Here is a 25,045-nt window from a genome sequence, read left to right as displayed (position 1 = left end):
AGCATCGGCCCTAGGGGCTGTCAATCAGATTCTCTCTGCTGCCGGGCCTCGCCATACTCCGCTCCCAGGCGCCGAGCACACGGGGGGCCAGCAAGGGCCCGAAACCCCTGCAGGCCCCCCGCCGAGGCCGCTCCGGGCCCGCCGCGGCTACGACCGCCGCCGGCTCCGGCGGCTGTGGCCCCGCTCTTGCTCCTCGGATTCTTCCCCCTCGGGGCGCTCGCCCGCGGCATGCATCGCCGCTGCGTCCGCCCCCGGCGGCTCCTCTGCTCGGAGGTCTGGCCCGGTCTCCTCGTCGTCGTCCAGGACCATCCGGGAGAGCGCCTGCGCCCGTTTGCGTTCGACGGCCCCATCGGCCGCCTCCTCGAGACGGGCCGCCTCCTGTTCTCCGCCGGTCGGCGGGCGTTCGATCTCGCCCTCCTCTGCCGGCCCCGCTGCCCGCAGCAGCCTTCCGATGGCGGAGGCCCCGTCCACGAGCGGCGGCCCGGCCGGCACCGCGCCGGGTGCCGGGGATACCTTCACCTGGCGGTACCGGGACATGCCCGTACCCGCCGGCACCAGTTTGCCGATGATGACGTTCTCCTTGAGACCGAGCAGCGGGTCGGTCTTCCCCTTGATCGAGGCGTCGGTCAGGACCCGGGTGGTCTCCTGGAACGAGGCCGCCGACAGGAAGCTGTCCGTTGCCAGCGACGCTTTGGTGATGCCCAGCAGCACCGGCTTCCAGGTCGCCTGTTCACCGCCCGTCTGCTGCACCCGGGCGTTCTCCTCCTCGAGTTCATGCTGGTCCACGATGCCGCCCGGGAGCAGATCCGTGTCCCCCGGATCGTCGATGCGTACCTTGCGGAGCATCTGCCGCACGATGATCTCGATGTGCTTGTCGTTGATGTCGACGCCCTGCGAACGGTAGACGTTTTGCACCTCTTGCAGCAAGTACGCCTGAACGCCCCGCAGCCCCTTGACCCGCAAGATGTCGTGCGGGTTGATCGGGCCTTCCGTCAACCGGTCGCCCGCCTCGACCCGCTGGCCCTCCTGCACGATGAGCCGGGAGCCGTACGGGATGACGTAGACCTGTTCCTCTCCGTCGTCGGAACGGACGGCCAGCTTGCGCGCGGTCTTGGTCTCCTGCAGGTGCACCACCCCGGAGATCTCGGTCATGACGGCCTGACCCTTGGGCTTGCGCGCCTCGAACAGCTCCTCCACCCGGGGCAGACCGGAGGTGATGTCCTGCCCCGCCACGCCGCCGGTGTGGAACGTCCGCATCGTCAGCTGCGTACCCGGCTCGCCGATGGACTGGGCGGCGATGATGCCCACCGCCTCGCCCACCTCCACCAGCTGTCCGGTCGCGAGGTTGCGGCCGTAGCAGGCGGCGCAGACCCCGTACCGGCTGCGGCAGACCAGCACCGAGCGCACGGGCACCCGTTCGATGCCCAGCTGTTCGATCTGGGCGGCCCGTACGTCGTCGATCATTTCGTTGGCGTGCACCAGGATCTCGCCCGTCTCGGGGTGACGGATGTCCTCGCCGGCCAACCGCCCCGCGATGCGCTCCTTGAGGCTCTCGATCACCAACCCGCTCGAGGGATCCTTGAGCGCCCCGAGCTCGATGAACTCGGTGGTCCCGCAGTCCTCCTCCCGCACCAGCACGTCCTGCGCCACGTCCACGAGCCGGCGGGTGAGATACCCGGAGTCCGCCGTTCGCAGGGCCGTGTCGGCCAGGCCCTTGCGGGTGCCGTGGGTGGAGATGAAGTACTCGAGCACCGTCAGCCCTTCGCGGAAGTTGGCCCGGATGGGGATCTCGATGGTGCGCCCGGTCGGGTCGGCCACCAACCCCCGCATCCCGGCCAGCTGGGCCAGCTGGGACTCGTTGCCCCGGGCCCCGGAGATGGCCATCATGTACACCGGGTTGAAGCGGTCGAGGTTGTCCAGCATGGCCTTCGTGACCCGTTCCTTGGCCTTGGTCCAGATCTCCACGATACGCTGGTAGCGCTCCTCCGCCGTCAACAGACCCCGGCGGTGCTGCTGCTCGACCCGCTCCACCTGCTCGTCGGCCTCTTTGAGGATCTCCTGCTTCTGCGGAGGGATCACGATGTCTTCGACGCCCACCGTGGTGCCGGAGACGGTGGCGAAGTGGAAGCCCAGCGACTTGATCCGGTCCAGGACCTCGGCGCTCTGCTCCGGCCCATACGCCCGGTAGAGGTCGTCGACGATGCGGGCCAGTTGCTTGCGGTCGACGACCCGGTTCCAGACGCTTTCGTCGAGGAGCTTCTCCGGCAGCGCCTCCCGCAGGAAGACCCGGCCCGCCGTCGTCTTCACCCGGCGCCCGTCGATCCGCACCTCGATGGGAGCGTGGAGGTCGACGGCTCGCTCGTCATAGGCCATCCGCACCTCTTCGGGACTGCCGAAGAACATGCCCTCCCCACGGGCCCCCGGTTTCTCCAGCGTCAGGTAGTAGCAGCCGATGACCATGTCCTGCGTCGGGGTCACGACCGGCCGCCCGGTCGCCGGCAGCAGCAGGTTGTAAGTGGAGAGCATCAACAGGCGGGCTTCCGCCTGCGCCTCCGCGGAGAGCGGCACGTGCACCGCCATCTGGTCCCCGTCGAAGTCCGCGTTGTACGCGGTGCAGACCAGCGGGTGGATCTGGATGGCGCGCCCCTCCACCAGCACGGGTTCGAACGCCTGGATCCCGAGGCGGTGCAGGGTCGGCGCCCGGTTGAGCAAGACCGGGTGTTCTTTGATGACCTCTTCCAGGACGTCCCACACGTGCGGCTCCATGCGCTCGACCATGCGCTTGGCGCTCTTGATGTTGTGGGCGAAGCCCTTGTCGACGACCCGCTTCATGACGAAGGGCTTGAAGAGCTCCAGGGCCATCTCCTTGGGGAGCCCGCACTGGTGCAGCTTCAGTTCAGGCCCGACCACGATGACCGAGCGTCCCGAGTAGTCGACCCGCTTGCCCAGCAGGTTCTGGCGGAAGCGCCCCTGCTTGCCCTTGAGCATGTCGGAGAGCGACTTGAGGGGACGGTTGCCCGGCCCGGTGACCGGGCGCCCACGGCGCCCGTTGTCGATGAGGGCGTCGACCGCCTCCTGGAGCATGCGCTTCTCGTTGCGCACGATGATGTCCGGCGCCCCGAGCTCCAGCAGGCGCTTGAGCCGGTTGTTGCGGTTGATGACCCGGCGGTACAGGTCGTTGAGGTCCGACGTGGCAAAGCGCCCGCCGTCCAGCTGCACCATGGGACGCAGCTCCGGCGGGATGACCGGGATGACGTCCAGGATCATCCACTCCGGCCGGTTGCCGGACTTGCGGAAAGCCTCCACGACTTCGAGGCGGCGGATGGCGCGGATGCGGCGCTGGCCGGTGGTGTCCCGGATCTCCCGGCGCAGCTCCTGGGCCATCTGTTCGAGGTCGATGGCCGCCAGCAGCTGCTTGATGGCCTCGGCGCCCATCCCCGCCTTGAAGTTGTCGCCGTATTTCTCCCGGTACTCCCGGTACTCGGTCTCGCTCAGCAGCTGTTTGGTCATGAGCGGGGTGCTGCCCGGGTCGAGGACGATGTACGAAGCGAAGTACAGCACCTTCTCCAGCGCGCGGGGAGAGAGGTCCAGGAGCAGTCCCATGCGGCTGGGGATCCCCTTGAAGTACCAGATGTGAGAGACCGGGGCCGCCAGCTCGATGTGCCCCATCCGCTCCCGGCGCACCTTGCTGCGCGTCACCTCGACGCCGCACCGGTCGCAGATGACGCCCTTGTAGCGCACCCGCTTGTACTTGCCGCAGTGGCACTCCCAGTCGCGCGTCGGCCCGAAGATCTTCTCGCAAAACAGACCGTCCCGTTCGGGCTTCAGCGTGCGGTAGTTGATGGTCTCCGGCTTTTTCACTTCGCCATAGGACCACGACCGGATCTGTTCGGGCGAGGCGAGCCCGATACGAATCCGGTCGAAGTTGTTGACGTCCAGAACCGGCACGCCTGGCTACCCCCTCATGCCTTCAACGACGAGGCCGTCGCTTGGAACGGAAGGACCCGTCTTCATCTTCGCTCTCGCCGTCGGCATCCTCGTCGTCGCCGATGCCGAACTCGTTCTCTTCATCCAGCTCGTCGTCCTCGGGGAAGTCCTCCTCCTCTTCCTCGTCGCCGAACGGCTCCTCCTCGTCCAGGTCTTCGTCGTCCTCATCGCCGAGGGGAAACTCCTCTTCCTCTTCGTCCTCGGAAGGCAGCGGCTCGAGCTCCTCGTCCTCGCCCTCCAGCCCCTCGCCCTCCTCGTCGCCAACGAGGTCCTCGTCGCCGAGATCTTCATCGTCGAGATCCCGGCGGGCCGCGCCGCGCCGCAGCTTGCCGAGCGCTCCCCGGCCGGCGGCCCCGGCAGCGCTGCCCTTGCCTCGTGGCGCCACCCCGGCCAGCGCACCGGGCTCCTCGCCCGGTTCAGCATGGGCCACATCCGTTTCGTCGTCCCCCGGCGCGGGGAGGCCGGGTGCCGTGCGCCGCCCCGTAGCGGGTACCACGGGCTCCGGTTCGAAGGTCCACGCTCGCCGGGACTGGCCGGTGCTCTCTTCCTCCGCTTCTTCTTCTTGTTCTTCTTCTTCCTCGGGCTGCACCTCATGCGAGGGCAGTGCCACCGGCACCTCGGCCGGCTCCTCCTCGGGCACCTCGTCGGTCTCCCGGCGCTCGATGTGGATCCCGAGCTCCCTGAGCGGCAGGTCCTCGTCTTCCTCGCGGATGTCGATCTCCTTGGACTCCTCCGACAGCACCTTCACGTCGAGGCAGAGGCTCTGCAGCTCCTTGATGAGCACCTTGAACGACTCCGGAACCCCCGGCTCGGGCACGTTGTCGCCCTTGACGATCGCCTCGTAGGTGCGTACCCGCCCCACGACGTCGTCCGACTTGACGGTGAGCAGCTCCTGCAGCGTGTGGGCTGCCCCGTAGGCCTCGAGCGCCCACACCTCCATCTCCCCGAACCGCTGGCCGCCAAACTGCGCCTTGCCGCCCAGCGGCTGCTGCGTCACCAGAGAATACGGCCCGGTGGAACGGGCGTGAATCTTGTCGTCCACCAAGTGCGCCAGCTTCAGCATGTAGATGTATCCGACGGTGATCCGGCTGTCGAACGGCTGCCCCGTCCGCCCGTCCCGCAGGATCGTCTTGCCGTCCTCGGGAAGCCCGGCTTTCTTGAGGGTCTCGATGACGTCCTTCTCCGTGGCGCCGTCGAAGACCGGCGTGGCCACGTGGAAGCCCAGCGCCCTGGCAGCCCAGCCGAGGTGGGTCTCCAGCACCTGCCCGATGTTCATGCGGGAAGGCACGCCCAGCGGGTTGAGGATGATCTCCACCGGCGTCCCGTCGGGCATGAACGGCATGTCCTCCTCGGGGAGGATGCGGGCGATGACCCCTTTGTTGCCGTGGCGGCCCGCCATCTTGTCGCCCACGCTGATCTTGCGCTTCTGGGCAACGTAGACCCGCACCATCTCGCTGACCCCGGGAGCCAGCTCGTCGCCGTCCTCGCGGCGGAAGCGCTTGACGTCGACCACCACGCCGCCCTCCCCGTGGGGCACCCGCAGCGACGTATCGCGGACCTCCCGGGCCTTCTCGCCGAAGATGGCGCGGAGCAACCGCTCCTCGGCCGTCAGCTCGGTCTCGCCCTTGGGCGTGACCTTGCCCACCAGGATGTCGCCCGGGCGCACCTCGGCGCCGATCCGGATGACCCCGCTGTCGTCGAGGTTCTTCAGCATCTCTTCCCCGACGTTGGGGATATCCCGGGTGATCTCCTCGGGTCCGAGCTTGGTGTCCCGGGCCTGGCACTCGTACTCCTCGATGTGGATCGACGTGAACACGTCCTCCCGGACCAGCCGCTCGCTGATGAGGACGGCGTCTTCGAAGTTGTAGCCCTCCCAGGGCATGAACGCGACCAGCACGTTGCGACCCAGGGCCAGCTCGCCGTGGTCGGTGGAGGGGCCGTCCGCGATGACCGCCCCCGCCTCGACGTACTGTCCGGAGGTGACGATGGGCTTCTGGTTGATGCACGTGCCCTGGTTGGAGCGCTGGTACTTGAGCAGCCGATACCGATCCTCGCCGCCCTCGTCGGCCCGGATCCGGATCTCCCGGGCGTCGGCGTACGCCACGATGCCCGAGCGCCTGGCCCGGACCACCACGCCCGAGTCGACCGCGGCGCGGTACTCGATGCCCGTGCCGACGAGCGGCGCCTCGCTGCGGATGAGCGGCACCGCCTGCCGCTGCATGTTAGAGCCCATCAGGGCGCGGCTTGCGTCGTCGTTCTCGAGGAAAGGGATCAGCGCCGTGGCCACGCTCACGATCTGCTTGGGCGACACGTCCATGAAATCGACCTGGTCCGGCGAGACCAGGCGGATCTCATCCATGTAGCGGGCGACCACCCGGGGATTGAGGAAACGCCCCTGCTCGTCGGTAGGCTCGTTGGCCTGGGCGATGACGTACGTGTCTTCCTCGTCGGCGGTCAGGTAGACGATCTCGTCCGTTACGACGCCCTGCTTCACCCGGCGGTACGGCGTCTCGATGAACCCGTACTCGTTGATGCGGGCGTAGGTGCACAGCGACCCGATCAGGCCGATGTTGGGGCCTTCAGGGGTCTCGATGGGGCACATGCGCCCGTAGTGGGAGTGGTGCACGTCGCGCACCTCGAAGCCCGCCCGTTCTCGGGACAGCCCTCCGGGCCCCAGGGCCGACATGCGGCGCTTGTGGGTCAGTTCCGCCAGGGGGTTGGTCTGGTCCATGAACTGGGAGAGCTGGCTCGACCCGAAGAACTCCTTGATGGCGGCGACCACCGGGCGGATGTTGATGAGGAGCTGCGGCGTCACGATGTCCTCGGTGCCCTGGATCGTCATCCGCTCCCGGATCACCCGCTCCATGCGGGCAAGCCCCACCCGGAACTGGTTTTGCAGAAGTTCGCCGACGCTCTTGAGCCGGCGGTTGCCCAGGTGGTCGATGTCGTCGATCTGGCCCACTCCCAGCATCAGCGTGGCCATGTAGTTGACGATCGCGACCAGGTCGTCCGGGGTCAACACCCGGCGGTCCATCGGCGGCTGCCCGTTGGAGACGATCCGGACCGGCCCCGCCTTGCTCTCGATGACCACGGAGCGTATCCCGGCCTGCTCGATGCGCTCGGCCAGGTCCCGGGTCACCCGGGTGCCGGCCTCGGCCAGGACCTCCCCGGTCTGCGGATGGACCACCGGCTCTTCCAGCCGGGCCTGCACCAGGCGCCCGATGAGGCGCAGCTTCTTGTTGAGCTTGTAGCGGCCCACGGCCGCCAGGTCGTACCGCTTGGGGTCGTAGAAGAGCGACTCGAACAGCGTCCGGGCGCTCTCTTCGGTCGGAGGCTCCCCGGGCCGCAGCCGCTTGTAGATCTCGATGAGGGCCTCGCTCTCGGTCTCGGTGTTGTCGCGCTCGAGCGTAGCCCGCACCGGCTCGACGTCGCCGAGGACGTCGAGCACCTGAGCGTTGCTCCCATACCCTACCGCCCGGACCAGCACCGTCGCGGGGAGCTTACGGTTGCGGTCGATGCGCACCCAGATGACGTTTTGGGCGTCGGTTTCGAACTCGAGCCAGGCTCCCCGGTTGGGGATGACGCTCGCCTGGTAGATGAGCCGCCCGCTGCTGTCGCGGTCCTGCGAGTAGTAGACGCCGGGAGAGCGCACGAGCTGGCTCACGACCACCCGCTCGGCGCCGTTGATGATGAAGGTGCCGTTTTCGGTCATCATGGGGAACTCCCCCATGTAGACCTCCTGCTCCTTCACCTCGCCCGTGTCTTTCTTGATGAGACGGACCCGTACCTTGAGAGGCGCGCTGTAGGTGGCATCCCGCTCCTTGCACTGCTCCACCGTGTACTTCGGGTCACCGAAGGAGTAGCCCAAGAACTCCAGCACGAGGTTGCCCGTGAAGTCCTGGATGGGGGAAATGTCCCGGAAGGTCTCCTCGAGTCCTTCCTTCAGGAACCATTCGTACGAGCGCCGCTGCAACTCGATGAGATCCGGAAGTTCCAGGATCTCCCGGATCTTTCCAAACCTGACGCGTTCACGCCCCGCGACCTGGACCGCCACTGCCAAGCCCGCATCACCCCGTTCGGAGAGATCCGAACCACGTCCCGGAAGGAGACGCCACCCGTCCCCACGAAGTAGGTTTCCGGGATACTTCCCTGAGGGGGCAACGAAGTTCGCGCCGATGCACCGGCTTACTCAGTAGTCCCGCTCCGGTACGCCTAAACCGTGGGCTACTCACACCCCGAGGGGAAGCCGTTCATCGATGCCACAAGGCTCTTGGAAGACAACGAAGCGCCGCCGGGGCACCCGTGAAGAGTCCCGGAAAGCGCCGGAAGGTCCCTCTGCGTTGCTGCCATCCCGAGCAGACAGGCCACCTGCACCCGCGTAGTCTACCACGCCGAGCACCTGGTGTCAACATGGGCCGCGAATGCCCCGCCCCGCTCTCAGCGGGAAAGGGTGGCAGGCCGGCTCGCCGTTTCCCGGGACCGGCCCGCCCGCACTATCGCGGCAAGGTTACTTGATCTCGACGGACGCGCCGACCTCGGCGAGCTTCGCCTTGACCTCCTCGGCCTTCTCCTTGTTGACCCCTTGCACCACAGGCTTCGGAGCGCCGTCGACCAGATCCTTGGCCTCTTTGAGCCCGAGGCCGGTAATCTCCCGGACGACCTTGATGACCTGGATCTTCTTGTCACCGGCCGCGGTGAGGATCACGTCGAACTCGGTCTTCTCCTCCTCGGCCGGTGCCTCGGCCTTGGCCGCCTGCGCAGCGGCAGGCGCCACGGCCACCGCCGCCTGGGCGCTCACGCCGAACTTCTCCTCCAGGGCCTTCACCAACTCGGCCAGCTCCAGCACCGTCATCTGGCCGATGGCTTCGATCAACTCTTCTTTCGTCACGGCCACGACCACGTCGCTCCTTTCTCGATCCTGCAGCCGATCTCCGTCCTCCGGCGATCGCTGCCGCTGTCACCCGGCGGCCGTCGGCTGTGCGCCGGCCGCCTCCTTCTGTTTGCGGATCTCCTCGAGCGCCACCACCAGCTTGCGCATGACTCCGGACAACGCCGCCACCAGGCCACTCATCGGGGCCTTCATCATACCCAGGGCCTGGGCCAGGAGGACGTCGCGCGGCGGCAGCTGCGCCAGCGTCTCCACGTCCGCGCTCGAAAGCACCCTTCCCTGCAGCACCCCGCCCTTGATGGCCAGGATGCGGCTCTCCCGGGCAAACTCGGCCAGCGCCTTCGCCACCGCTACCGGGTCTCCGTAAGCGAAGCAGATGCCCGTCGGCCCCTGCAAGAGCGGCTCCAGACCATCCTTGGCCAGATCCCCGGCGGCGCGCCGGATGAGCGTGTTCTTGGCCACCAGGTACTCGGCCTGGCTTTCCCGCAGCCGCCGGCGGAGCCTGGTCATGGCGGCCACGTTGAGCCCACGAAAGTCCGTCAGGAAGACGGCCTGGCTGCGCTGCAGCCGTTGGCCCACGCCCTCGACCACCGCGCGCTTTTTCGCCAGCCCCGCTCGCTCGTGTACCACCCGTCCTTCACCTCCTTCACCGACGCCAGAGGCCTGCCCGGGCACCCCACAGGGAGGGCGCCCGGGCAGGCCTCTGAGACGCACCGGCGCGACGGCCCGTGCGCATGAGCGCCACTGCTCCGGCGCCTGTCACCCTGCGCGGGCGGTGCGGGGAGGCACCTTTGAGGCCCTGGCCGGCGTGCACCGGGCCTTCCGCCCGGACGCTCCACTACGGTCAGGCGCCACCCGCGGTCTCGGGGCACCGACAGGTCGACGGCGATGATGTCAAATGCTCGGCTCTACTCTCCTCAGCCCTCGGCCAGCCATTCCATCACGCTCTGCGGCTCGACCCGGATGCCGGGTCCCATGGTGGTCGAAACCGCCACCCGGCGCAGGTACTGCCCCTTGGCCGCCGCCGGCTTGGCCCGCACGATGGCGTCCAGGAGCGCACGGAAATTGCGGAGCAGCCGCTCCGAGCCGAAGGAGACCTTGCCGATGGGCACGTGCACGCCCGCCTCCTTGGACGTCCTGAACTCCACCTTGCCGGCCTTGAACTCGCGGATGGCCTTCCCCACGTCGTTGGTGACCGTGCCCGCCTTAGGGTTGGGCATGAGGCCCCGTGGCCCCAGAATGCGGCCCAGGCGCCCGACCAGCCCCATCATGTCCGGAGTAGCGATGGCCACGTCGAAGTCGATCTGCCCGCCCTGCACCGCCGTAACCAGCTCTTCGGCCCCTACCAGGTCGGCCCCGGCCTGCTCCGCCTCCCGGGCCTTCTCACCTTTGGCGAAGACGGCCACCCGGACGCTCTTGCCGGTGCCCTCGGGCAATACCACGGTACCCCGCACCTGCTGATCGGCGTGGCGAGGATCCACCCCCAGCTTGAGCGCCACTTCGACCGTCTCGTCGAAGCGAGCCCTCGCCGTCTGGACGGCGAGCTCCATGGCCTCCTTGGGGGAGTACTCACGGGTACGGTCGACCTTCTGTGCGACCTCCAGGTAACGCTTCCCTCGTCTTGCCATACCGGTTCGCCTCCCGTGGTCCTTGCGGCGCCCGCACGGCTCCGGGCGCCTCCCACTTCCGTCTCCGTCAGCCCTCCACCACGATGCCCATGCTGCGGGCCGTGCCCTCCACCATGCGCACCGCCGCCGCCAGGTCAGAGGCGTTGAGATCGGGCATCTTGGTGCGGGCGATCTCCTCGACCTGCGCCCTCGTCACCTTGGCGACCTTCTGCTTGTTGGGCACCCCCGACCCTTTCTCGATGCCCGCCGCCTTGAGCAGCAGCACCGCGGCCGGAGGGGTCTTGGTGACGAAGGTGAAGGAGCGGTCTTCGAAGATGGTGATCTCCACCGGGATGATGGTCCCGGCCTCCTTGGCCGTCCGGGCGTTGAACGCCTTGCAGAACTCCATGATGTTGACCCCGTGCGGCCCCAGGGCGGTACCCACCGGGGGAGCAGGCGTCGCCTTTCCTGCGGGGATCTGGAGCTTCACCTGAGCGGCTACCTTCTTGGCCATGGCACCTCGTCGCTTCTCCCGTCCGAATCGTCGAACCTTCCCCTAGACCTTCTCGACCTGCTCGAAGTCCAGCTCGACAGGGGTCTCCCTGCCGAACATGGAGACGATGACGCGCAGCTTGCCCTTCTCCACGTTGATCCCGTCGATCTTCCCCGTGAAGTTGACGAACGGGCCCGAGATGACCCGCACCGGATCGCCGAGGTCGAAGGCCACCCGCGGCTTGCGCTCCTCGTCGAGCCCCATCTGCTTCATGATGGCCCGCAGCTCGTACTCCTCCAGCGGTACCGGCCGGGCGCCGGGCGACACGAACCCGGTCACGCCAGGCGTATGGCGCACCACGTACCAGCTGTCGTCGCTCATGATCATCTCCACGAGCACGTAGCCGGGAAAGATCTTCCGCTTGATGATGCGTTTCTTGCCGCCCTGGAAGTCGATCTCCTCTTCGGTCGGCACCAGCACCCGGAAGATCTTGTCGTCCATGCCCATGGAGCGCACCCGGCGCTCCAGGTTGGCCTTTACCTTGTTTTCGTAGCCGGAGTACGTGTGAATCACGTACCAGCGGCTATCGGGATGGCTCGGAGTAGGATCGAAGCGGACCGCCTCGAGCGGCTCCTCGCCCACCGGAGCAGCACTACCCGGACCGGCGGCACCCTGCTGCGTCTCGGACGGCGCCCGGCTCTCCTGCTCCCGCAGGTCCGCGTCGGCATCGCTTGCGTACATCGTGGGATTCACTCTCTAGCTCCCAAGGATTGCCCCAACCGGGCTAACCCCGCAACCCCAGGAGATTGGTCACCAGCGCGCGGCCGATCACGAAGTCGACGAGCCCCATCAGCGCCGCCACCACGGCTACCGTCACCAGGACGACCAGGGTGTAGGTGACCAGCTCATGGCGGGTCGGCCAGACGACCTTCCGCATCTCGGCGCGCACCTCGCGCAGGAAGCGGCGCAGCCGATCCCCCAACCGCACCTTGGCCCGCTCGGCCCGGCCTGTCCTCTGCTGAGAGATTGCCATGGCACCACTCACTCCGCCCTCGGCTCCAACCAGCTTACCTGCTCCAGGCGCACGCCACGCCGCTGCCGCCCAGGGTCAGCGACTCTCCTTGTGGATCGTGTGCTGGCGGCACGTCGGGCAGTACTTGCGCCGCTCCAGCCGATCGGGCGTATTCTTCCGGTTCTTCGTCGTCTGGTAGTTGCGGTTCTTGCACCGCTCACACTCGAGCGTGATGGCCACCCGCACGCCCATCGCCTCCGAACGCCCGAAAAATCGGCGCTGCCGCACCCGCTCGACGGCAGCGCCGGCAAGTGTCTGGAGCCCGCAGCCGGAATCGAACCGGCGACCTCATCCTTACCATGGATGCGCTCTGCCGTCTGAGCTATGCGGGCGCCAGCGTAAACCCCCTGCCTCCGGCAGGGCCTCGGCTCCCAAAGTGGTTGCGGGGGTCGGATTCGAACCGACAACCTTCGGGTTATGAGCCCGACGAGCTACCAGGCTGCTCCACCCCGCGCCGCTTCCCTGGTCCAACCAGGTATCGCCAGGACGAAGGTGGTGGAGGGGGTAGGATTTGAACCCACGTAGGCTGTCGCCAGCAGATTTACAGTCTGCCCCCTTTGGCCGCTCGGGAACCCCTCCACGCGCCACGGCCTTCGCCTGGCGAAGGCCGGAGTTCATTCTAGCAGTGCGCTTCGACCCGTGTCAAGGCAAAATGGGCTGGAGCCGGCGGTGGGAGTCGAACCCACACGCTCCCGCTTACAAGGCGGGTGCTCTGCCGATGAGCTACGCCGGCACGCTGCTCCGGGCACGGCGACCGGTGCGGCCCTGGCTCCGCTCGGCCGGCCTCTCAGCGCAACATCTCGTCGGCCCTGCGCTCGAGATAACGCTCGAGCTTGCGCTTGACCCGTTGCAGGGCGTTGTCGACTGATTTTACATGGCGGGAGAGGTCATCGGCAATCTCCTGGTAGGACTTGCCCTGAAGGTAGGAGTTGAGCACCTTCCACTCGAGCTCGCTCAAGAACTCGCCCATCTTGGTCTCGATGTCCACGTACTCTTCCCTGGAGATGACCAGCTCCTCGGGGTCCGACACCCGGGTGCTGGTGATGACGTCCATGAGGGTCCGGTCGGACTCCTCGTCGTAGATGGGCTTGTTGAGGGAGACGTAAGAGTTGAGCGGGATGTGCTTCTGCCGGGTGGCCGTCTTGATGGCCGTGATCATCTGCCGGGTGACGCAAAGCTCGGCAAACGCCCGAAAGGAAGCCAGCTTGTCCGCTCGGAAATCCCGGATGGCCTTGTAGAGCCCGATCATGCCCTCCTGGATGATGTCCTCCCGGTCCGCCCCGACCAGGAAGTACGAACGAGCCTTGGCCCTCACGAAGTTGCGGTACTTGTTGATGAGGTACTCGAGAGCCGAATCGTCGCCCTCCTTGGCGTACTCCGCCACCTCTTCGTCACTCAGATCGGCATACGACTCGAAGTACTCGCGGTGCGCGAAGACGCCCAAACCCGATCGCCCCCATGCCCCACCAGGTGGCCCCAGGAACGAAGCGCGCCGCTCCGGCCCAGCGGACGCGCGGAACGCCGCCGTCGGTGCCATTATACGGCACGTCTCGAAAGAGCGTCAAGGAAAAGCCCGTCACGGCAAGGGTTTCACCGGTCTGTACCGGGTCAACCGCGCTGTGACAGGCTTCGCCGCGCCGGCCCTTCCCCGAGCGCCTGCTGCCCTACCAGGTGCTGGCGCCGCATCTCGTACATCAATACGGCACCCGCGACGGAAGCATTGAGGGAGCCGACCTTTCCAAGCATTGGCAGGCGCACCAGCACGTCGCACCGCCTCCGGACCAGTGGCGACAGGCCCTTCCCCTCGGCGCCCACGACCACCGCAACGGCCTGGCCAGCCATGTCGACGTCCCATGCCAGCCGGTCCGCCGAAGGGTCGGCCCCTACCGCCCAAAACCCCTCCTGTTTGATGCGCTCCAGCGCCTCCGCCACGCTCGATACCCGGGCGACCGGCAGATGCTGGGCGGCGCCGGCGGATGCCCGGACCGCGACATCGCTGAGGGGAGCCGCCCGGCGCGAGGCGACCACGGCTCCTACGGCGCCGGCCGCATCGGCGCTCCGGAGCAGCGCACCGACGTTGCGGGGGTCCTGAAGGCGGTCGAGAACGACCAGCATCGGCGGTATGGACGGATGGCCACCTGCCGCCGGCTCCTTCGCACGCTGCAGGAGCTCTTCGAGTTCGACCCAGCCGAGGGGGGTCGCGCGAGCCACCACCCCCTGGTGGTGCTCCGTACCCGCCAGCCGGTGGAGAACGGCCCGGGGCACCACCTGGATCACGGCGCCCCGGCTGCGGGCTGCTTCCAGCACTTCCGTGAGGCCGTGAGCCCCCTGGGCCACCCATAGCCGGTCGACGGGCCGGCCGGAGCGCAGCAGCTCCATGACGGCGCGCCGCCCCGCGACCAGCTGCGCAGGGTGAGGAGAGGGGAGACCGGCGTCGCCCCTACGGCCGGAGGCCTTCATGCAGCCGGGTCCTCTCCAGGCCGGCTCGCATCAGCTCGACGAGCCGCTCCGTCTGCCCCGTGAGGTACAGGTGACCCATCAAAGCCTCGAGCGCGGTGCTGTGCCGGTAGGAACGGTACGGCGCTCCTCGGGGGTGGTGCCGGAGATGCACGTTGCGCCCCCTCCTGGCCACGTCCTGTTCTGCCTCCGTGAGGAGCGGCCAGATGGCGTCGAGCAGGGCAGCCTGCCCCTGCGCGGCCGCCATTCCCAGCACCGTTCGGTGGATCTCCTGCAGGGACGCACCCACGTCCCCGCCCGGGCCGGCCATCCGTTCGACCACCATGGTGCGGGCCAGGAGCTCGAACACCGCGTCGCCCAGGTAAGCCAGCAGGGCCGGCCGCCCGGGCATGCCCTGGCAGCTCGAGCCGTTCATCATGCGCCCGGCTTTCCGGCGGCCTCCCTCAGGCGCCACCGGACGCCCGAGGGCGTATCCTCGACGACGAACCCCAGTTGCTCCAAGGCACGTCGCATCTCATCCGCCTCCGCGTACCGGCGCTCCCCCCGCGCCTTTTTCCGCAGATCCAGGATCAGCTCCACCAGCGCGTCGACGAGCTGCTCCCGGCCTGCGGCCGCCGGGCCGGCCTGCCGGCCGGCGGCCGTGTCGGCGCCGGCGGCTATCACTCCCAGGATACCCATCGCAAACGAGCGCATCAGGGCGTAGGCTGCGGCCAGCACGAGCTGGGACGGAGCGCCGGCCTCGCATCCCCCCGGCGGGGCGGTCCTCTCCAGGAGCGGGTTGACGTCTCGCACCAACTCGAAGACGACCCCCAGCGCCCGCGCCGTGTTGAAGTCGTCGTCCATGGCCTCCTCGAAGGCGTCGCGCACGGTACGAACCGCCGCCAGTGCCCGCCGCTCCGCTTCGTCTTCTCCCTGCCACCCCGCGGGCAGGGCGTCTTCGAGCCACCGCTCCGCCGGCTGGCGGCCGAGCCCGACGAGGCACGGCGCGAAGGCGCTCAACCGTTCGAACGCCTGGTTGAGCCGCTGCCAGCCCGGCCGCACCTCGTCGAGGCTGGACGGAGTGAACTCGAGGGGCGACCGGTAATGCGTCGACAGGAGGTAGAACTTGACCAGCGTCCCCGGGTAGCGGCTCAGGATCTCCCTGGCAGTCGTGAAGTTGCCCAGCGACTTCGACATCTTCTCCGCCCGGACGTTGATGAGGCCGTTGTGCAGCCAGTAGCGGACGAAGCCCTCCCGGCCCTCGTACGCCTCCGACTGCGCGATCTCGTTTTCGTGGTGCGGGAAGATGAGGTCGCTGCCACCCCCGTGGAAGTCAAAACCGAAGCCCAGGTAGTCGAGGGACATGGCGGAGCATTCGATGTGCCACCCGGGCCTGCCAGGGCCCCACGGGCTGTCCCAGGACGGCTCGCCCGGCTTGGCCGCCTTCCAGAGTGCAAAGTCGCCGGCATGCCGCTTGCGCTCGTCGACCTCGACCCGGGCGCCCGCCTCCAGCTCCTCGGCCCGCTGCCCGGATAACTTGCCGTATGGAGCGAAGGTCGTGACGTCGAAGTACACGTTGCCGTCGACGACGTAGGCGTGACCCTTGCGGACGAGCTCCTCGACCATGGCGATCACGCGGGAAATGTGGCGGGTGACCCGCGGGTAGCGATCGGCGAATTGCAACCCCATCCGGTCCAGCGCGTTCAGGTAGTCCTGGATGAACGTGCGGGCCAGCTGCTCCGCGCTCATCCCCGTCTGGTGCGCCCGGTCGATGATCTTGTCGTCGATGTCGGTGAAGTTTTGGACGAGGGTGACCTGGAAGCCCTTGTATTCCAGGTAGTTGCGGATGGTCTGCCAGACCACCGCGGGCCGCAGGTGTCCGAGGTGGGCGTGGTCGTACGGCGTGAGCCCGCAAACGTAAATGCTCACCCGGCCGGGCTCTCTGGGCACGAACTCCTCCTGGCGACGGGTCAAGGTATTGTAGACCCGTATAGCCACCGCTCCCCAGGCTCCTTCCTACGGGCTCCCGGTTTACACGGCTCCGCTCATCGAGCATATCAGGCCCGGCGCCGCATCCTCAAGGCTTCCCTCCCCTCGACGACTTTTTCTCGCACGAGCGCGCGTCATGGCAGGAAGTCCGACAGGATGCCACAAAAAAGGAATACCGCCCGGAGCGCCGGGCGAGTCGGGCCGCCGGATGCCCGGTGGCGTGGCGCTCGCTCGACGGCCGCAGCGGTGGCGCCGCACCACCGCCGTTCGCGTCAGGCGCGTACCGGTTTTCCCTGGCCGCGAGGAGGGACCAGCGTGCGCGTCGTGTTGCTCCTGGGAGCACTCGGCCTGATTGCCGTCATCGCCCAGCAATGGGATCGGATCCACCCGATCCGTCGTGCGGGCATCCCGGACGCGTCCGGCGCTCCGGCCGGCACGGAGGATTCCTATCTCGACTTCAGGTTGCTGGCTCGGCGAAGAGCCATACCTCCGGCTGCCCGGCCGGCGGCGCGCTCCACGCCCGCTCGCCGGCAATCCGCCTGACCGACGGGTAGTGGGCGATGAAGTCGTCCACCGGAGCGAGCGGCCAGCCCGCGATCGCCCGGGTCCGGTAATGCATGGGTACCACCACCGAGGGCTGCAGGGCCGACACGACCTCTCGGGCGACAGCCGCGTCGATGGTGTAATACCCGCCGACCGGGATCAACAGCAGGTGCACGGGTTTGAGCTGCTCTGCGGTGACCGTCCCGGGCGCTGCTCCCAGCCGGTGGCCCAGGTCTCCCAGGTGGACGATCCGGACGCCTGCCCATTCCAGCAAGAAGACGCCGTTCTTGCCGCGCGCCTGCCCCTGGCGGTCGTCGTGGTACGAAGGGAAGGCGCGGATGGCGAGTTCCCCGCCCACCTGCTCGTCGACCGAACGCCAGGTGCCGTCTTTCAAAGCCCGGAAGACGCGAGGCCGTCCCTGCACCGCCTGCACGTTGTTGTGATCGAAGTGTTCGTGAGAGACGGTGACGACGTCGGCCTCCGCCCGGATGGGTGGGTAGCCCATGTTGTCCGCGAAGGGGTCGGTGACCAGCCGTAACGGCCCTCGCTTGATCAGGAAAGCAGAGTGTCCCAACCACCGGATCGTGAGGGCCTCGTTCGTAGAAGCCGCCATGGCGCCTCTCCCTCCGTTGCGAACCCGTCCGAGCGCCGGTGCGAGGGCGGACCACCCGGCCGCCGCACCGGCAGCCCGCAGCAGGAGCCGCCTGCTCAGACTCACCCGCCTCATCCATCGTGCCCCCTTCCCGGTTTCCGGACGCTGGACTCCTGTAGGCCGGGCTCCTCAGGGGCCGTGGGCCGCTGCCCGGAGCTTCGCTTGCTCCAACGCTCGGTCGACCCGCGGATCGTGGGGGCGAAGCGCCGCTGCGGCGTCGAGTGTCTCGAGCGCCCGCCGCACCTCCCCTCGCATCAGCAGCAGTTCGCCCAGGCGAAGCTTGGCCTCGAACCAACTCGGGTCGGCGTCGGTCGCGCGGGAGAGGAGCTGGATGGCCTCCTCCACCCTTCCCGCGGACTCCATGGCCACCGCCTGGCCGTACAGAGCGCGCGCCCGGCGCTCGGGGCGCCCCTCGGCCGAAGCCGCACGCTGGAAACTCGAGGCCGCGGCTTCGTACTGGCGCTGGTCCAGTTGTGCCCTACCCAGAGCATACAAGACCCGCGCATCGTTGCCAGCCATGGCCAACGCAGCCTGGAGATGCTGCTGGGCGTCCGCTGCCCTCCCCGTTCTGAGGTAAGCCTCTCCCAGCGCCAGCCGGGCCTCCGCCACTGCGGGCGCCAGGCGGACTGCCTGCTGGTAAGCGAGCAGCGCGCCGTCCGTGTCCCCTACCGCTTCTCGGGCCGTACCGAGCACGAAGTGAACCCGCCAGTTGGACGGTTGCAGCCCGGCCAGGCGCCCCAGGGCCTTGGCCGCCTCCTCGGCCTGCCCGGCCTCGATCTGGGCGAGCCCCAGCCCCAACAAGGCGTCAGGATCGTCGGGTCGAGAGGCGAGGGCTCCGGCGAACGCGTCCCGAGCGGCATCCGGATGGCCGCGATGGAGCTCCACCCAGGCCCGGGCGACGAGCCACTCGACCGGCACGTCGCGGCCCGACGTCGCTTCCTCCCAGGCTCTCGCGGCCTCCTCCAGCCGTCCCGAAGCGGCAAGCGTCGTGGCGAGGTTGGCCCGGTACAGGGCCGTGTCCGGATCGGCTGCGCAGGCCTCGCGGAAGTGCCTCTCCGCCCCCGCGAGATCCCCCGTCGCGTGAGCCAGGACCCCGACGTTGTTGTGGGACGGGGCGTGCGAAGGCATCAGGGCGAGGGCTTTCTCATAGGCAGCGGCGGCGGCCTTCACGTCGCCGGCCTGCTGGTGGGCGAGGCCGAGGTCGTACCAGATCACCGGGTCGGTCGACCCTCGAGCCGCCCTCGACAGGACGGCGACGGCTCCTTCGGGGTCGCCTGCGCGCAGGTACACGACCCCCGCCCATGCCAGGACGGGGGCGTCCACCTTCGCCTTCCCGGCCACCCCGTCGAGCAGCGACCGGGCCTCGGCGGGCCGGCCCGCCGCCACGTAGACGGCCGCCAGCTGGACGGCCACGACGGCTGATCCGGGGTGGAGCGCCCGAGCCGTCTCGAGGAGCGCCGTCGCCCGGTCCCTGTCCCCGCGGGCCGCCGCGGCCGCCCCTGCAATGAGCGCGGCCTGCGCCCGGTCCTCGCGAGGCGCCGTGCTCCCCGGTGCGAGCCAGGGTTGTACGAGAGCCGCCGCCTGCTCCGGCCGGCCGGCGCGAAAGAGCTGGATGGCCTCTCGTACCTGGGGAGCGGGCGGCGTGCTCCGCTCCATCTCGAGCAGCCAGGGGGCCGGCTCTGCCGCAGGAGCGACACCGGTGGAGGCGGCCGCGGCCCGCAGTCGAGGCAGCCCGGCACTGAGGCCTTCCATGGCCATCGCCGCCATGCTCACCCCGATGATGGCGGCGAGCAGCACGCCCTGCGCAGCAACCGACCCGGCGCGGGCTCTCACGGCAACCCCACTCCTGCGCGGCCGTTCCTGCTGGGAGCAGTACGACGGGCCACCCCGCCCCCCCTTCGTTGCCCGCTCTCGCCGGGTGGTGTATGGTATAGGCGAGCCGAAAAGCGATCGGGGCCTTCGGGGCAGGGTGAGCGGCACGAAAGCGCCGCAATTCCCGACCGGTGGTGATAGCCCACGACCCGCAGGGCGCCTGCGGTGGACCCGGTGCAACTCCGGGGCCGACGGTAAAGTCCGGATGGGAGAAGGCCGCCGGGTACGGTGCCGTGCGGTAGCATCGCGTTCAGACGTGCGCGCGAGTCGCCGCCCCAACGCCGGGCCCGGTAGCACGGCGCCGTGCCTCGTTTTCTCCCCCTGCCGGCCGAGGCCCACCGGATGAGAGAGGATATCATGGAGTCGTTGGCCACGCCGGCGCGGCTGGCTTCCCATGGTCGCGAGAAGGACGGCCCGAGGGGCGGGCCCCTCCGACCGCTTCCTCCGGCCATCCGCCCGGATGGCCAGGAGGCCCGGTGGATCCGGCGGGCGCTCGCCCTGGCTGCACGGGGCGCCGGCACTACCCACCCCAACCCGGCCGTCGGCGCCGTGCTGGTGCGGGATGGCTCGGTAGTCGGGGAGGGGTACCACCGGAAGGCGGGGGGGCCGCATGCGGAGATCGTGGCGCTCCGGCAGGCCGGCCCCATGGCCGAAGGAGCCACGCTGTACGTAACCCTGGAGCCTTGCGCCCACTGGGGGCGGACGCCGCCGTGCGCCGACGCGTTGATCGCGGCCGGGGTACGGCGGGTGGTCGCCTGCACCGTGGACCCCAACCCCAAAGTGCTGGGACGGGGCTTCGAGAAGCTGCGCGCCGCAGGAGTCGACGTTCGCCTGGCCGGAGAGCCCTGGGGGCTCAAGGCCCGGAAGCTCAACGCCGCCTACGAGAAGTACATCACGACGGGCCTGCCCTTCGTCACCCTCAAGGTGGCGATGAGCCTCGACGGCAAGATCGCGACCGCCTCCGGCGAGTCACGGTGGATCACCGGGGAAAGGGCCCGAGCCATGGGGCGGCGCCTGCGGGCGCGCCACGACGCGGTCATGGTCGGGATCGGCACGGTGCTCGCGGACGACCCGCTGCTCACGGTGCGCGACATCCGGGGCAGGCCGGCTCCTCGCCAGCCTCTCCGGGTGGTCGTCGATTCCGCCGGCCGGCTCCCCCCGTCCGCACGGCTCGCCCGTTCCGTGTCGCCCGAGGCCCCTGTCGTCGTAGCCGTGACCGATCGAGCTCCCGGCGAAAGGGTGACGGCGCTTCGCTCGGCGGGCTTGCAGGTGCAGGCCTTTCCGAGCGACGGGGCGGGACGGGTCGACCTGCGCAGCCTCTTGCAGTGGCTCGCCTCGGCGCGGGAAGTGACCGGGGTCCTGGTGGAGGGCGGGGCCACGCTTCACGGCGCCTTCCTGGAGAGCGGGCTGGTGGACGCGCTCGAGGTGTTCGTCGCCCCGAAGCTCCTGGGTGGGGCGAGCGCCGTGCCGGCCATCGGCGGCACGGGCGCTTCGCGCATCGGCGAGGCCTGGCAGGTCGCCCGCTGGCGCTGGCGGGCCATCCCCAATCCGTCCGGCCCGCCGGACCTCCTGATCGAGGCGCTGTTGCCGGAGGCGGAAAGGCGGCTTTCATGTTCAGCGGCATCGTAGAGGCAACCGGCCGGGTGGTGGCCCTGGTGCCGGCAGCGGGCGGCTCCCGGGTGCTCGAGGTCGAGACCCCCTGGGCCGGAGAGCGGCCGGCCGTCGGCGAGAGCGTGGCGGTCGACGGAGTCTGCCTGACCGTGGAGCGGCGCCGGGGCGTCGTGCTGGCCTTCTCCCTGTCCCCCGAAACGCTGGCCCGCTCGACCCTGGGCGATGCGGCAGCGGTGGGCCGGCGCGTCAACCTGGAGAGGTCGCTGGCCCTGGGGCAGCCTCTCGGTGGGCACCTGGTGCTGGGCCACGTGGACGCCGTCGCCGAGGTGGCGTTCGTCCGCCCCGCCGGGGAGGGTAAAGAGATCGGATTTCGTATACCGGATACGGTCGCACCGCTGGTGGCCTTGAAGGGTTCGGTGGCGATCAACGGGGTGAGCCTCACCGTCGCGGGCCTCTTCGACGGCGGCTTCTGGGCTGCGCTGGTGCCCTACACGCTGGACCACACCAATCTGGGCGACTTGCGCGCCGGCGCTCGCGTCAACTTCGAAGCGGACGTCCTGGCACGCTATGTGGCACGCCAGCTGGAGGCGCTGGCCGCCGGGCGGGCATTGACGCCCGGGGCCGGCGTCACGCTGGCATTGTTGGCCGACCACGGTTTCCTGCAGGATCGCGAACAGGGGGGCGAGTGATCGGATGCACGCATCGGCCGGTCCCGGGGATGGAGGCGTTCCGTTCAGTTCCATCGAGGACGCTATCGCCGACATTCGCGCCGGGCGCATGGTCGTCGTGGTCGACGACGAGGATCGGGAAAACGAGGGCGACCTCGTCATGGCCGCCCAGAAGGCGACGCCCGAGGCCATCAACTTCATGACCCAGTACGGGCGAGGGCTCTTGTGCGTGCCGCTGACCGGCGAACGGCTGGACCAGCTGCAGATCCCCTTGATGCCGGGCGTATCGGAGCAGAGCATGCGCACGGCCTTCACGGTCTCGGTCGACGTCGTGGGGGTACACACGGGGATCTCGGCGTTCGAACGGGCCGCCACGGTACGGGCGCTGGCCGACCCTCGCACCACCTCCGAGCAGTTCATCCGGCCCGGCCACGTCTTTCCGCTGCGCGCCAAGCCGGGCGGAGTCCTCCAGCGGGCGGGCCATACGGAGGCGGCCGTGGACCTCGCCCGGCTCGCGGGGCTTTATCCGGCGGGCGTCGTTTGCGAGATCATGAACCCGGACGGCACCATGGCCCGGCTCCCGCAGCTGCAGGCGTTCGCGGCCCAGCACGGCTTGAAGCTCGTCACCATCGCCGACCTCATCCGCTACCGCCTGCGTACGGAGAAGCTGGTGCGGCGCGTGACGGAGGCGGCGCTGCCCAGCCGCCATGGAGAGTTCCGGGTGGTGGGCTACGAAAGCCAGATCGACGGCGAAGCGCACGTGGCGCTGATCAAGGGCGACGTGGCGAGCCGCCGCGGGGTGCTGGCCCGGGTGCACTCCGAGTGCCTGACGGGTGACGTTTTCGGTTCGGTGCGGTGCGACTGCGGCGAGCAGCTGGTGGCCGCGCTGGATGCCATCGAGCAGGAGGGGGCCGGCGTCCTGGTCTACATGCGCCAGGAAGGCCGAGGCATCGGGCTGCTCAACAAGCTCATGGCGTACCGCCTGCAGGACGAGGGCAAGGATACCGTCGAAGCCAACCTGGCGCTCGGCTTCCCGCCCGACCTGAGGGACTACGGCCTCGCCGCCCAGATCCTCGTGGACCTGGGGGTCACCAGCATCCGGCTCATGACCAACAACCCCCGTAAGGTGGCCGGGCTCGAGGGGTACGGCATCGAGATCGTCGAGCGCGTCCCCATCGTCGTGCCGCCGCGGCCCCAAAACCTCCGGTACCTGTGGACCAAGCAGCAGAAGCTGGGCCACCTCCTGCACCTGGATGCTCCGCCCGGAGCGGTCGTCGCCACGGAGGAGCAGCCCGTCCGGCCGGCCCCGTCACGCAACGGCCGGAGGGCCCGGGAAGATTGACCACTGGCCGAGGGAGAGGCGGGGACCACAGCCCATGGCAACCTTCGAGGGCCATCTCGACGCTGCCGGTTTGCGCTTCGGCATCGTGGTGGCCCGCTTCAACGAGTTCATCACCGCTCGCCTGCTGGAAGGCGCCCGCGACGCCCTGCTGCGCCACGGGGCGTCAGAGGATGCGATCGACGTGGCCTGGGTGCCGGGGTCGTTCGAGATCGGCCCCGCTGCGCTGCGCATGGCTCAGACGGGACGTTATGACGCCCTCGTCTGCCTCGGGGCCGTCATCCGCGGAGCAACGCCCCATTTCGAGTTCGTGGCGCAGCAAACGAGTCGCGCCATCGGCGAACTCGGCCTGCGCCTCGACATCCCCGTGATCTACGGGGTCCTCACCGCGGATACGCTGGAGCAGGCCATCGAGCGGGCCGGGACCAAGGCCGGCAACCGGGGGTTCGACGCGGCCGTCGCGGCCATCGAGATGGCTCGCCTTTACCGGGCCCTGCAGGCTCCGCCCGGCCGGGCCACCGCGCAAGCGTGACGCCTGCCGGGATCGGCCGTCACCGTCGCCGGGCAGGGGGCAAGCGGGCCGCCCTGGCGGCAGCCTCCACCAGCGCCGGGTCGGACTCGAGCGCCTCGAAGGAGAAGTAGACCACGCCGGAGGCTCCCGCCTGAAGCGCCAGGCGGGTCTGCCGCTCGAGGCCCTCGGGTTTCCCGGAGAGCAGGTAGGCGCCAATCCCGGCGTAGACCGGGATGTCCGGCGCGAACCTCCTGGCCCCCTGGACCCATCCGGAGAGGGTCTGGTCGGAGGCCGTATAGCTCATCAGCACGATCCCCGAGAGGAGCCGCTGGGAAAGCCACTCCGGCCACTCCTGGAGCTCCTCCTCGTAGGCCCGGCGCGGCTCGGGCAAGACCGCCGCGGTGAGCTCTACGCCCGGGGCCTCCCGGGCCAGGGAGCGGGATAGCTCCTCCACCAGCGCGGTCACCTGCCTGGCACGGAAGAGGTTCCACCCGGCCTGCTCCTCGGGCGTGCTCGGAAGGCGGGGTCTGCCGCCCCTTTCGCCGACGCTTTGCGGAATCCGCACCGCGAGGGGATCTCCCTGCGCGTCCGGCGACTGCCGTGCCCCATCGCCGCCGGCCGAGGCCGACCACCATTGCCAGAACGCCTTCAACGCCTCGGGATGGTAGCCCGCTCCGGCCCACGGGTAGCGGACGTAGTCGAGGTGAATCCCGTCTACCTCATAGCGCCGGACGATCTCCAGCACCGTCTCCAGCATGGTCCGGCGCACCCCCGGAAGGCCGGGGTCTGCGAAGAGCGCGTTGACCCGCTCGTCTTCCCGAGGGCGGTAGGTCCACAGGGAGCGCCCCGAGGCATCCAGCGTCACCCAATCGGGATGGCGGGCCAGAGGATGCAGCCCGTCCTCCGGTGTGACGCCCAGCTCGCCCCACGTGAAGACGTTGACCCACGCGTGGACCGACAGCCGCGGAGCCCGGTGTGCCGCCTGCAGCACGGCAGCCAAGGGGTCGAAGGCAGGCCCCGACGGCGAAGCAGCCCGGGGCCAGATGTCCGACCGGTAGGCGGCGGCGCCCCGCGCGAGCACCTGCACGAAGAGCGTGTCGGCCCCGACCTTCCGGGCCATGGCGACCGCCGCCTCGACGCCGTCCGGGGTGAGCAGCGTGTTTTCTTTCACCCAGAGGCCGACCCGGTACCCACGGGCCTCGGGAGATGCGAGCACGGCCTCGAGCCCCCGGGTGAGCGCCTCCTGGCGCACTGCCCAAGCCGACCCGAGCATGGACGACACCAGCGCGGCAACCAGGAGCACGCCCCGGCGCCATCCCCCGGAGTCACCCCGGGCCCCCCAGCCCGTTCGAGTGTCACGTCGTGGCATGACACCCA

20 protein-coding genes, 4 tRNA genes and 1 riboswitch are annotated in these 25,045 nt (G+C 69.1%); of the genes, 4 read left to right on the top strand and 20 right to left on the bottom strand.

Annotated features, from left to right (window positions below; all coding sequences use genetic code 11):
• Positions 1-147: 147 nt before the first annotated feature.
• The 19 genes from rpoC to U7230_RS01390 all read right to left on the bottom strand — a co-directional run bounded on the left by rpoC (position 148) and on the right by U7230_RS01390 (position 19,500).
• A complete protein-coding gene (gene rpoC, locus U7230_RS01480; RefSeq protein WP_404980540.1) occupies positions 148-3,948 on the bottom strand; it encodes a DNA-directed RNA polymerase subunit beta' in 3,801 nt (1,266 codons plus the stop codon).
• A 22-nt stretch (positions 3,949-3,970) separates the two neighbouring features.
• Complete coding sequence (gene rpoB, locus U7230_RS01475; RefSeq protein ID WP_404980539.1) at positions 3,971-8,047, bottom strand: DNA-directed RNA polymerase subunit beta; 4,077 nt, start codon at positions 8,045-8,047, stop codon at positions 3,971-3,973.
• 447 nt (positions 8,048-8,494) lie between these two features.
• Complete coding sequence (gene rplL / locus U7230_RS01470; protein ID WP_404980612.1) at positions 8,495-8,875, bottom strand: 50S ribosomal protein L7/L12; 381 nt, start codon at positions 8,873-8,875, stop codon at positions 8,495-8,497.
• A 69-nt stretch (positions 8,876-8,944) separates the two neighbouring features.
• Positions 8,945-9,505 (bottom strand): 50S ribosomal protein L10, encoded by a 561-nt coding sequence (gene rplJ / locus U7230_RS01465; protein WP_324716979.1) that lies wholly within the window; start codon positions 9,503-9,505, stop codon positions 8,945-8,947.
• A gap of 287 nt (positions 9,506-9,792) precedes the next feature.
• On the bottom strand, positions 9,793-10,503 hold the full coding sequence (gene rplA / locus U7230_RS01460) for a 50S ribosomal protein L1 (protein WP_324716978.1): 711 nt from the start codon (positions 10,501-10,503) through the stop codon (positions 9,793-9,795).
• 67 nt (positions 10,504-10,570) lie between these two features.
• Complete coding sequence (gene rplK / locus U7230_RS01455) at positions 10,571-10,996, bottom strand: 50S ribosomal protein L11 (protein ID WP_324716977.1); 426 nt, start codon at positions 10,994-10,996, stop codon at positions 10,571-10,573.
• Positions 10,997-11,038: 42 nt separating this feature from the next.
• Positions 11,039-11,716: a transcription termination/antitermination protein NusG gene (nusG, locus tag U7230_RS01450; protein WP_404980538.1), complete on the bottom strand. Its 678-nt coding sequence runs from the start codon at positions 11,714-11,716 to the stop codon at positions 11,039-11,041.
• Between the two features lie 43 nt (positions 11,717-11,759).
• On the bottom strand, positions 11,760-12,008 hold the full coding sequence (gene secE, locus U7230_RS01445) for a preprotein translocase subunit SecE (protein ID WP_324716976.1): 249 nt from the start codon (positions 12,006-12,008) through the stop codon (positions 11,760-11,762).
• Between the two features lie 75 nt (positions 12,009-12,083).
• Positions 12,084-12,239 (bottom strand): 50S ribosomal protein L33, encoded by a 156-nt coding sequence (rpmG, locus tag U7230_RS01440; protein ID WP_404980611.1) that lies wholly within the window; start codon positions 12,237-12,239, stop codon positions 12,084-12,086.
• Positions 12,240-12,303: 64 nt separating this feature from the next.
• A tRNA-Thr gene (locus U7230_RS01435) sits at positions 12,304-12,379 on the bottom strand.
• Positions 12,380-12,424: 45 nt separating this feature from the next.
• A tRNA-Met gene (locus tag U7230_RS01430) sits at positions 12,425-12,501 on the bottom strand.
• Positions 12,502-12,540: 39 nt separating this feature from the next.
• Positions 12,541-12,626 (bottom strand) — tRNA-Tyr (locus U7230_RS01425).
• A 79-nt stretch (positions 12,627-12,705) separates the two neighbouring features.
• Positions 12,706-12,780 (bottom strand) — tRNA-Thr (locus U7230_RS01420).
• Between the two features lie 54 nt (positions 12,781-12,834).
• Complete coding sequence (gene sigH / locus U7230_RS01415) at positions 12,835-13,491, bottom strand: RNA polymerase sporulation sigma factor SigH (protein WP_324716975.1); 657 nt, start codon at positions 13,489-13,491, stop codon at positions 12,835-12,837.
• A gap of 164 nt (positions 13,492-13,655) precedes the next feature.
• Entirely contained in the window at positions 13,656-14,507 is an 852-nt protein-coding gene (gene rlmB / locus U7230_RS01410) for a 23S rRNA (guanosine(2251)-2'-O)-methyltransferase RlmB (RefSeq protein ID WP_324716974.1), read from the bottom strand.
• Complete coding sequence (locus tag U7230_RS01405; RefSeq protein WP_324716973.1) at positions 14,488-14,922, bottom strand: ribonuclease III domain-containing protein; 435 nt, start codon at positions 14,920-14,922, stop codon at positions 14,488-14,490. Before U7230_RS01405 ends, rlmB begins: the two co-directional genes overlap by 20 nt.
• Positions 14,919-16,481 (bottom strand): cysteine--tRNA ligase, encoded by a 1,563-nt coding sequence (cysS, locus tag U7230_RS01400; protein WP_324716972.1) that lies wholly within the window; start codon positions 16,479-16,481, stop codon positions 14,919-14,921. The genes U7230_RS01405 and cysS overlap by 4 nt, the downstream gene beginning before the upstream one ends.
• Before the next feature lie 448 nt (positions 16,482-16,929).
• Positions 16,930-17,742 carry an MBL fold metallo-hydrolase gene (locus tag U7230_RS01395; RefSeq protein WP_324716971.1) on the bottom strand — a complete coding sequence of 271 codons (813 nt, stop codon included), beginning with the start codon at positions 17,740-17,742 and terminating at the stop codon, positions 16,930-16,932.
• 54 nt (positions 17,743-17,796) lie between these two features.
• Entirely contained in the window at positions 17,797-19,500 is a 1,704-nt protein-coding gene (locus U7230_RS01390; protein ID WP_324716970.1) for a tetratricopeptide repeat protein, read from the bottom strand.
• Between the two features lie 118 nt (positions 19,501-19,618).
• A riboswitch (FMN riboswitch) is annotated at positions 19,619-19,760 on the top strand.
• 136 nt (positions 19,761-19,896) lie between these two features.
• On the opposite strand from U7230_RS01390, the gene ribD reads away from it, so the two are divergent.
• From ribD to ribH, 4 genes are read left to right on the top strand one after another with little or no spacing between them, the layout of a single operon-like run.
• A complete protein-coding gene (gene ribD, locus U7230_RS01385; protein WP_324716969.1) occupies positions 19,897-21,168 on the top strand; it encodes a bifunctional diaminohydroxyphosphoribosylaminopyrimidine deaminase/5-amino-6-(5-phosphoribosylamino)uracil reductase RibD in 1,272 nt (423 codons plus the stop codon).
• Positions 21,150-21,839, top strand: coding sequence for a riboflavin synthase (locus tag U7230_RS01380; protein ID WP_324716968.1), 690 nt, complete (start codon positions 21,150-21,152; stop codon positions 21,837-21,839). The genes ribD and U7230_RS01380 overlap by 19 nt, the downstream gene beginning before the upstream one ends.
• 4 nt (positions 21,840-21,843) lie before the next feature.
• Positions 21,844-23,160, top strand: a complete 1,317-nt coding sequence (locus U7230_RS01375) for a bifunctional 3,4-dihydroxy-2-butanone-4-phosphate synthase/GTP cyclohydrolase II (RefSeq protein WP_324716967.1) — start codon at positions 21,844-21,846, stop codon at positions 23,158-23,160.
• A gap of 34 nt (positions 23,161-23,194) precedes the next feature.
• Positions 23,195-23,689 carry a 6,7-dimethyl-8-ribityllumazine synthase gene (ribH, locus tag U7230_RS01370; RefSeq protein ID WP_324716966.1) on the top strand — a complete coding sequence of 165 codons (495 nt, stop codon included), beginning with the start codon at positions 23,195-23,197 and terminating at the stop codon, positions 23,687-23,689.
• Positions 23,690-23,708: 19 nt separating this feature from the next.
• On the opposite strand, the gene U7230_RS01365 is transcribed toward ribH, so the two are convergent.
• Complete coding sequence (locus tag U7230_RS01365) at positions 23,709-25,037, bottom strand: glycoside hydrolase family 10-like protein (protein ID WP_324716965.1); 1,329 nt, start codon at positions 25,035-25,037, stop codon at positions 23,709-23,711.
• Between the last annotated feature and the right edge of the window lie 8 nt (positions 25,038-25,045).

The organism is Limnochorda sp. L945t (assembly GCF_035593305.1).
GTDB classification, from domain to species: Bacteria; Bacillota; Limnochordia; order Limnochordales; family Geochordaceae; genus Carboxydichorda; species Carboxydichorda subterranea.
This window is presented reverse-complemented; position numbering and strand designations above follow the sequence as displayed.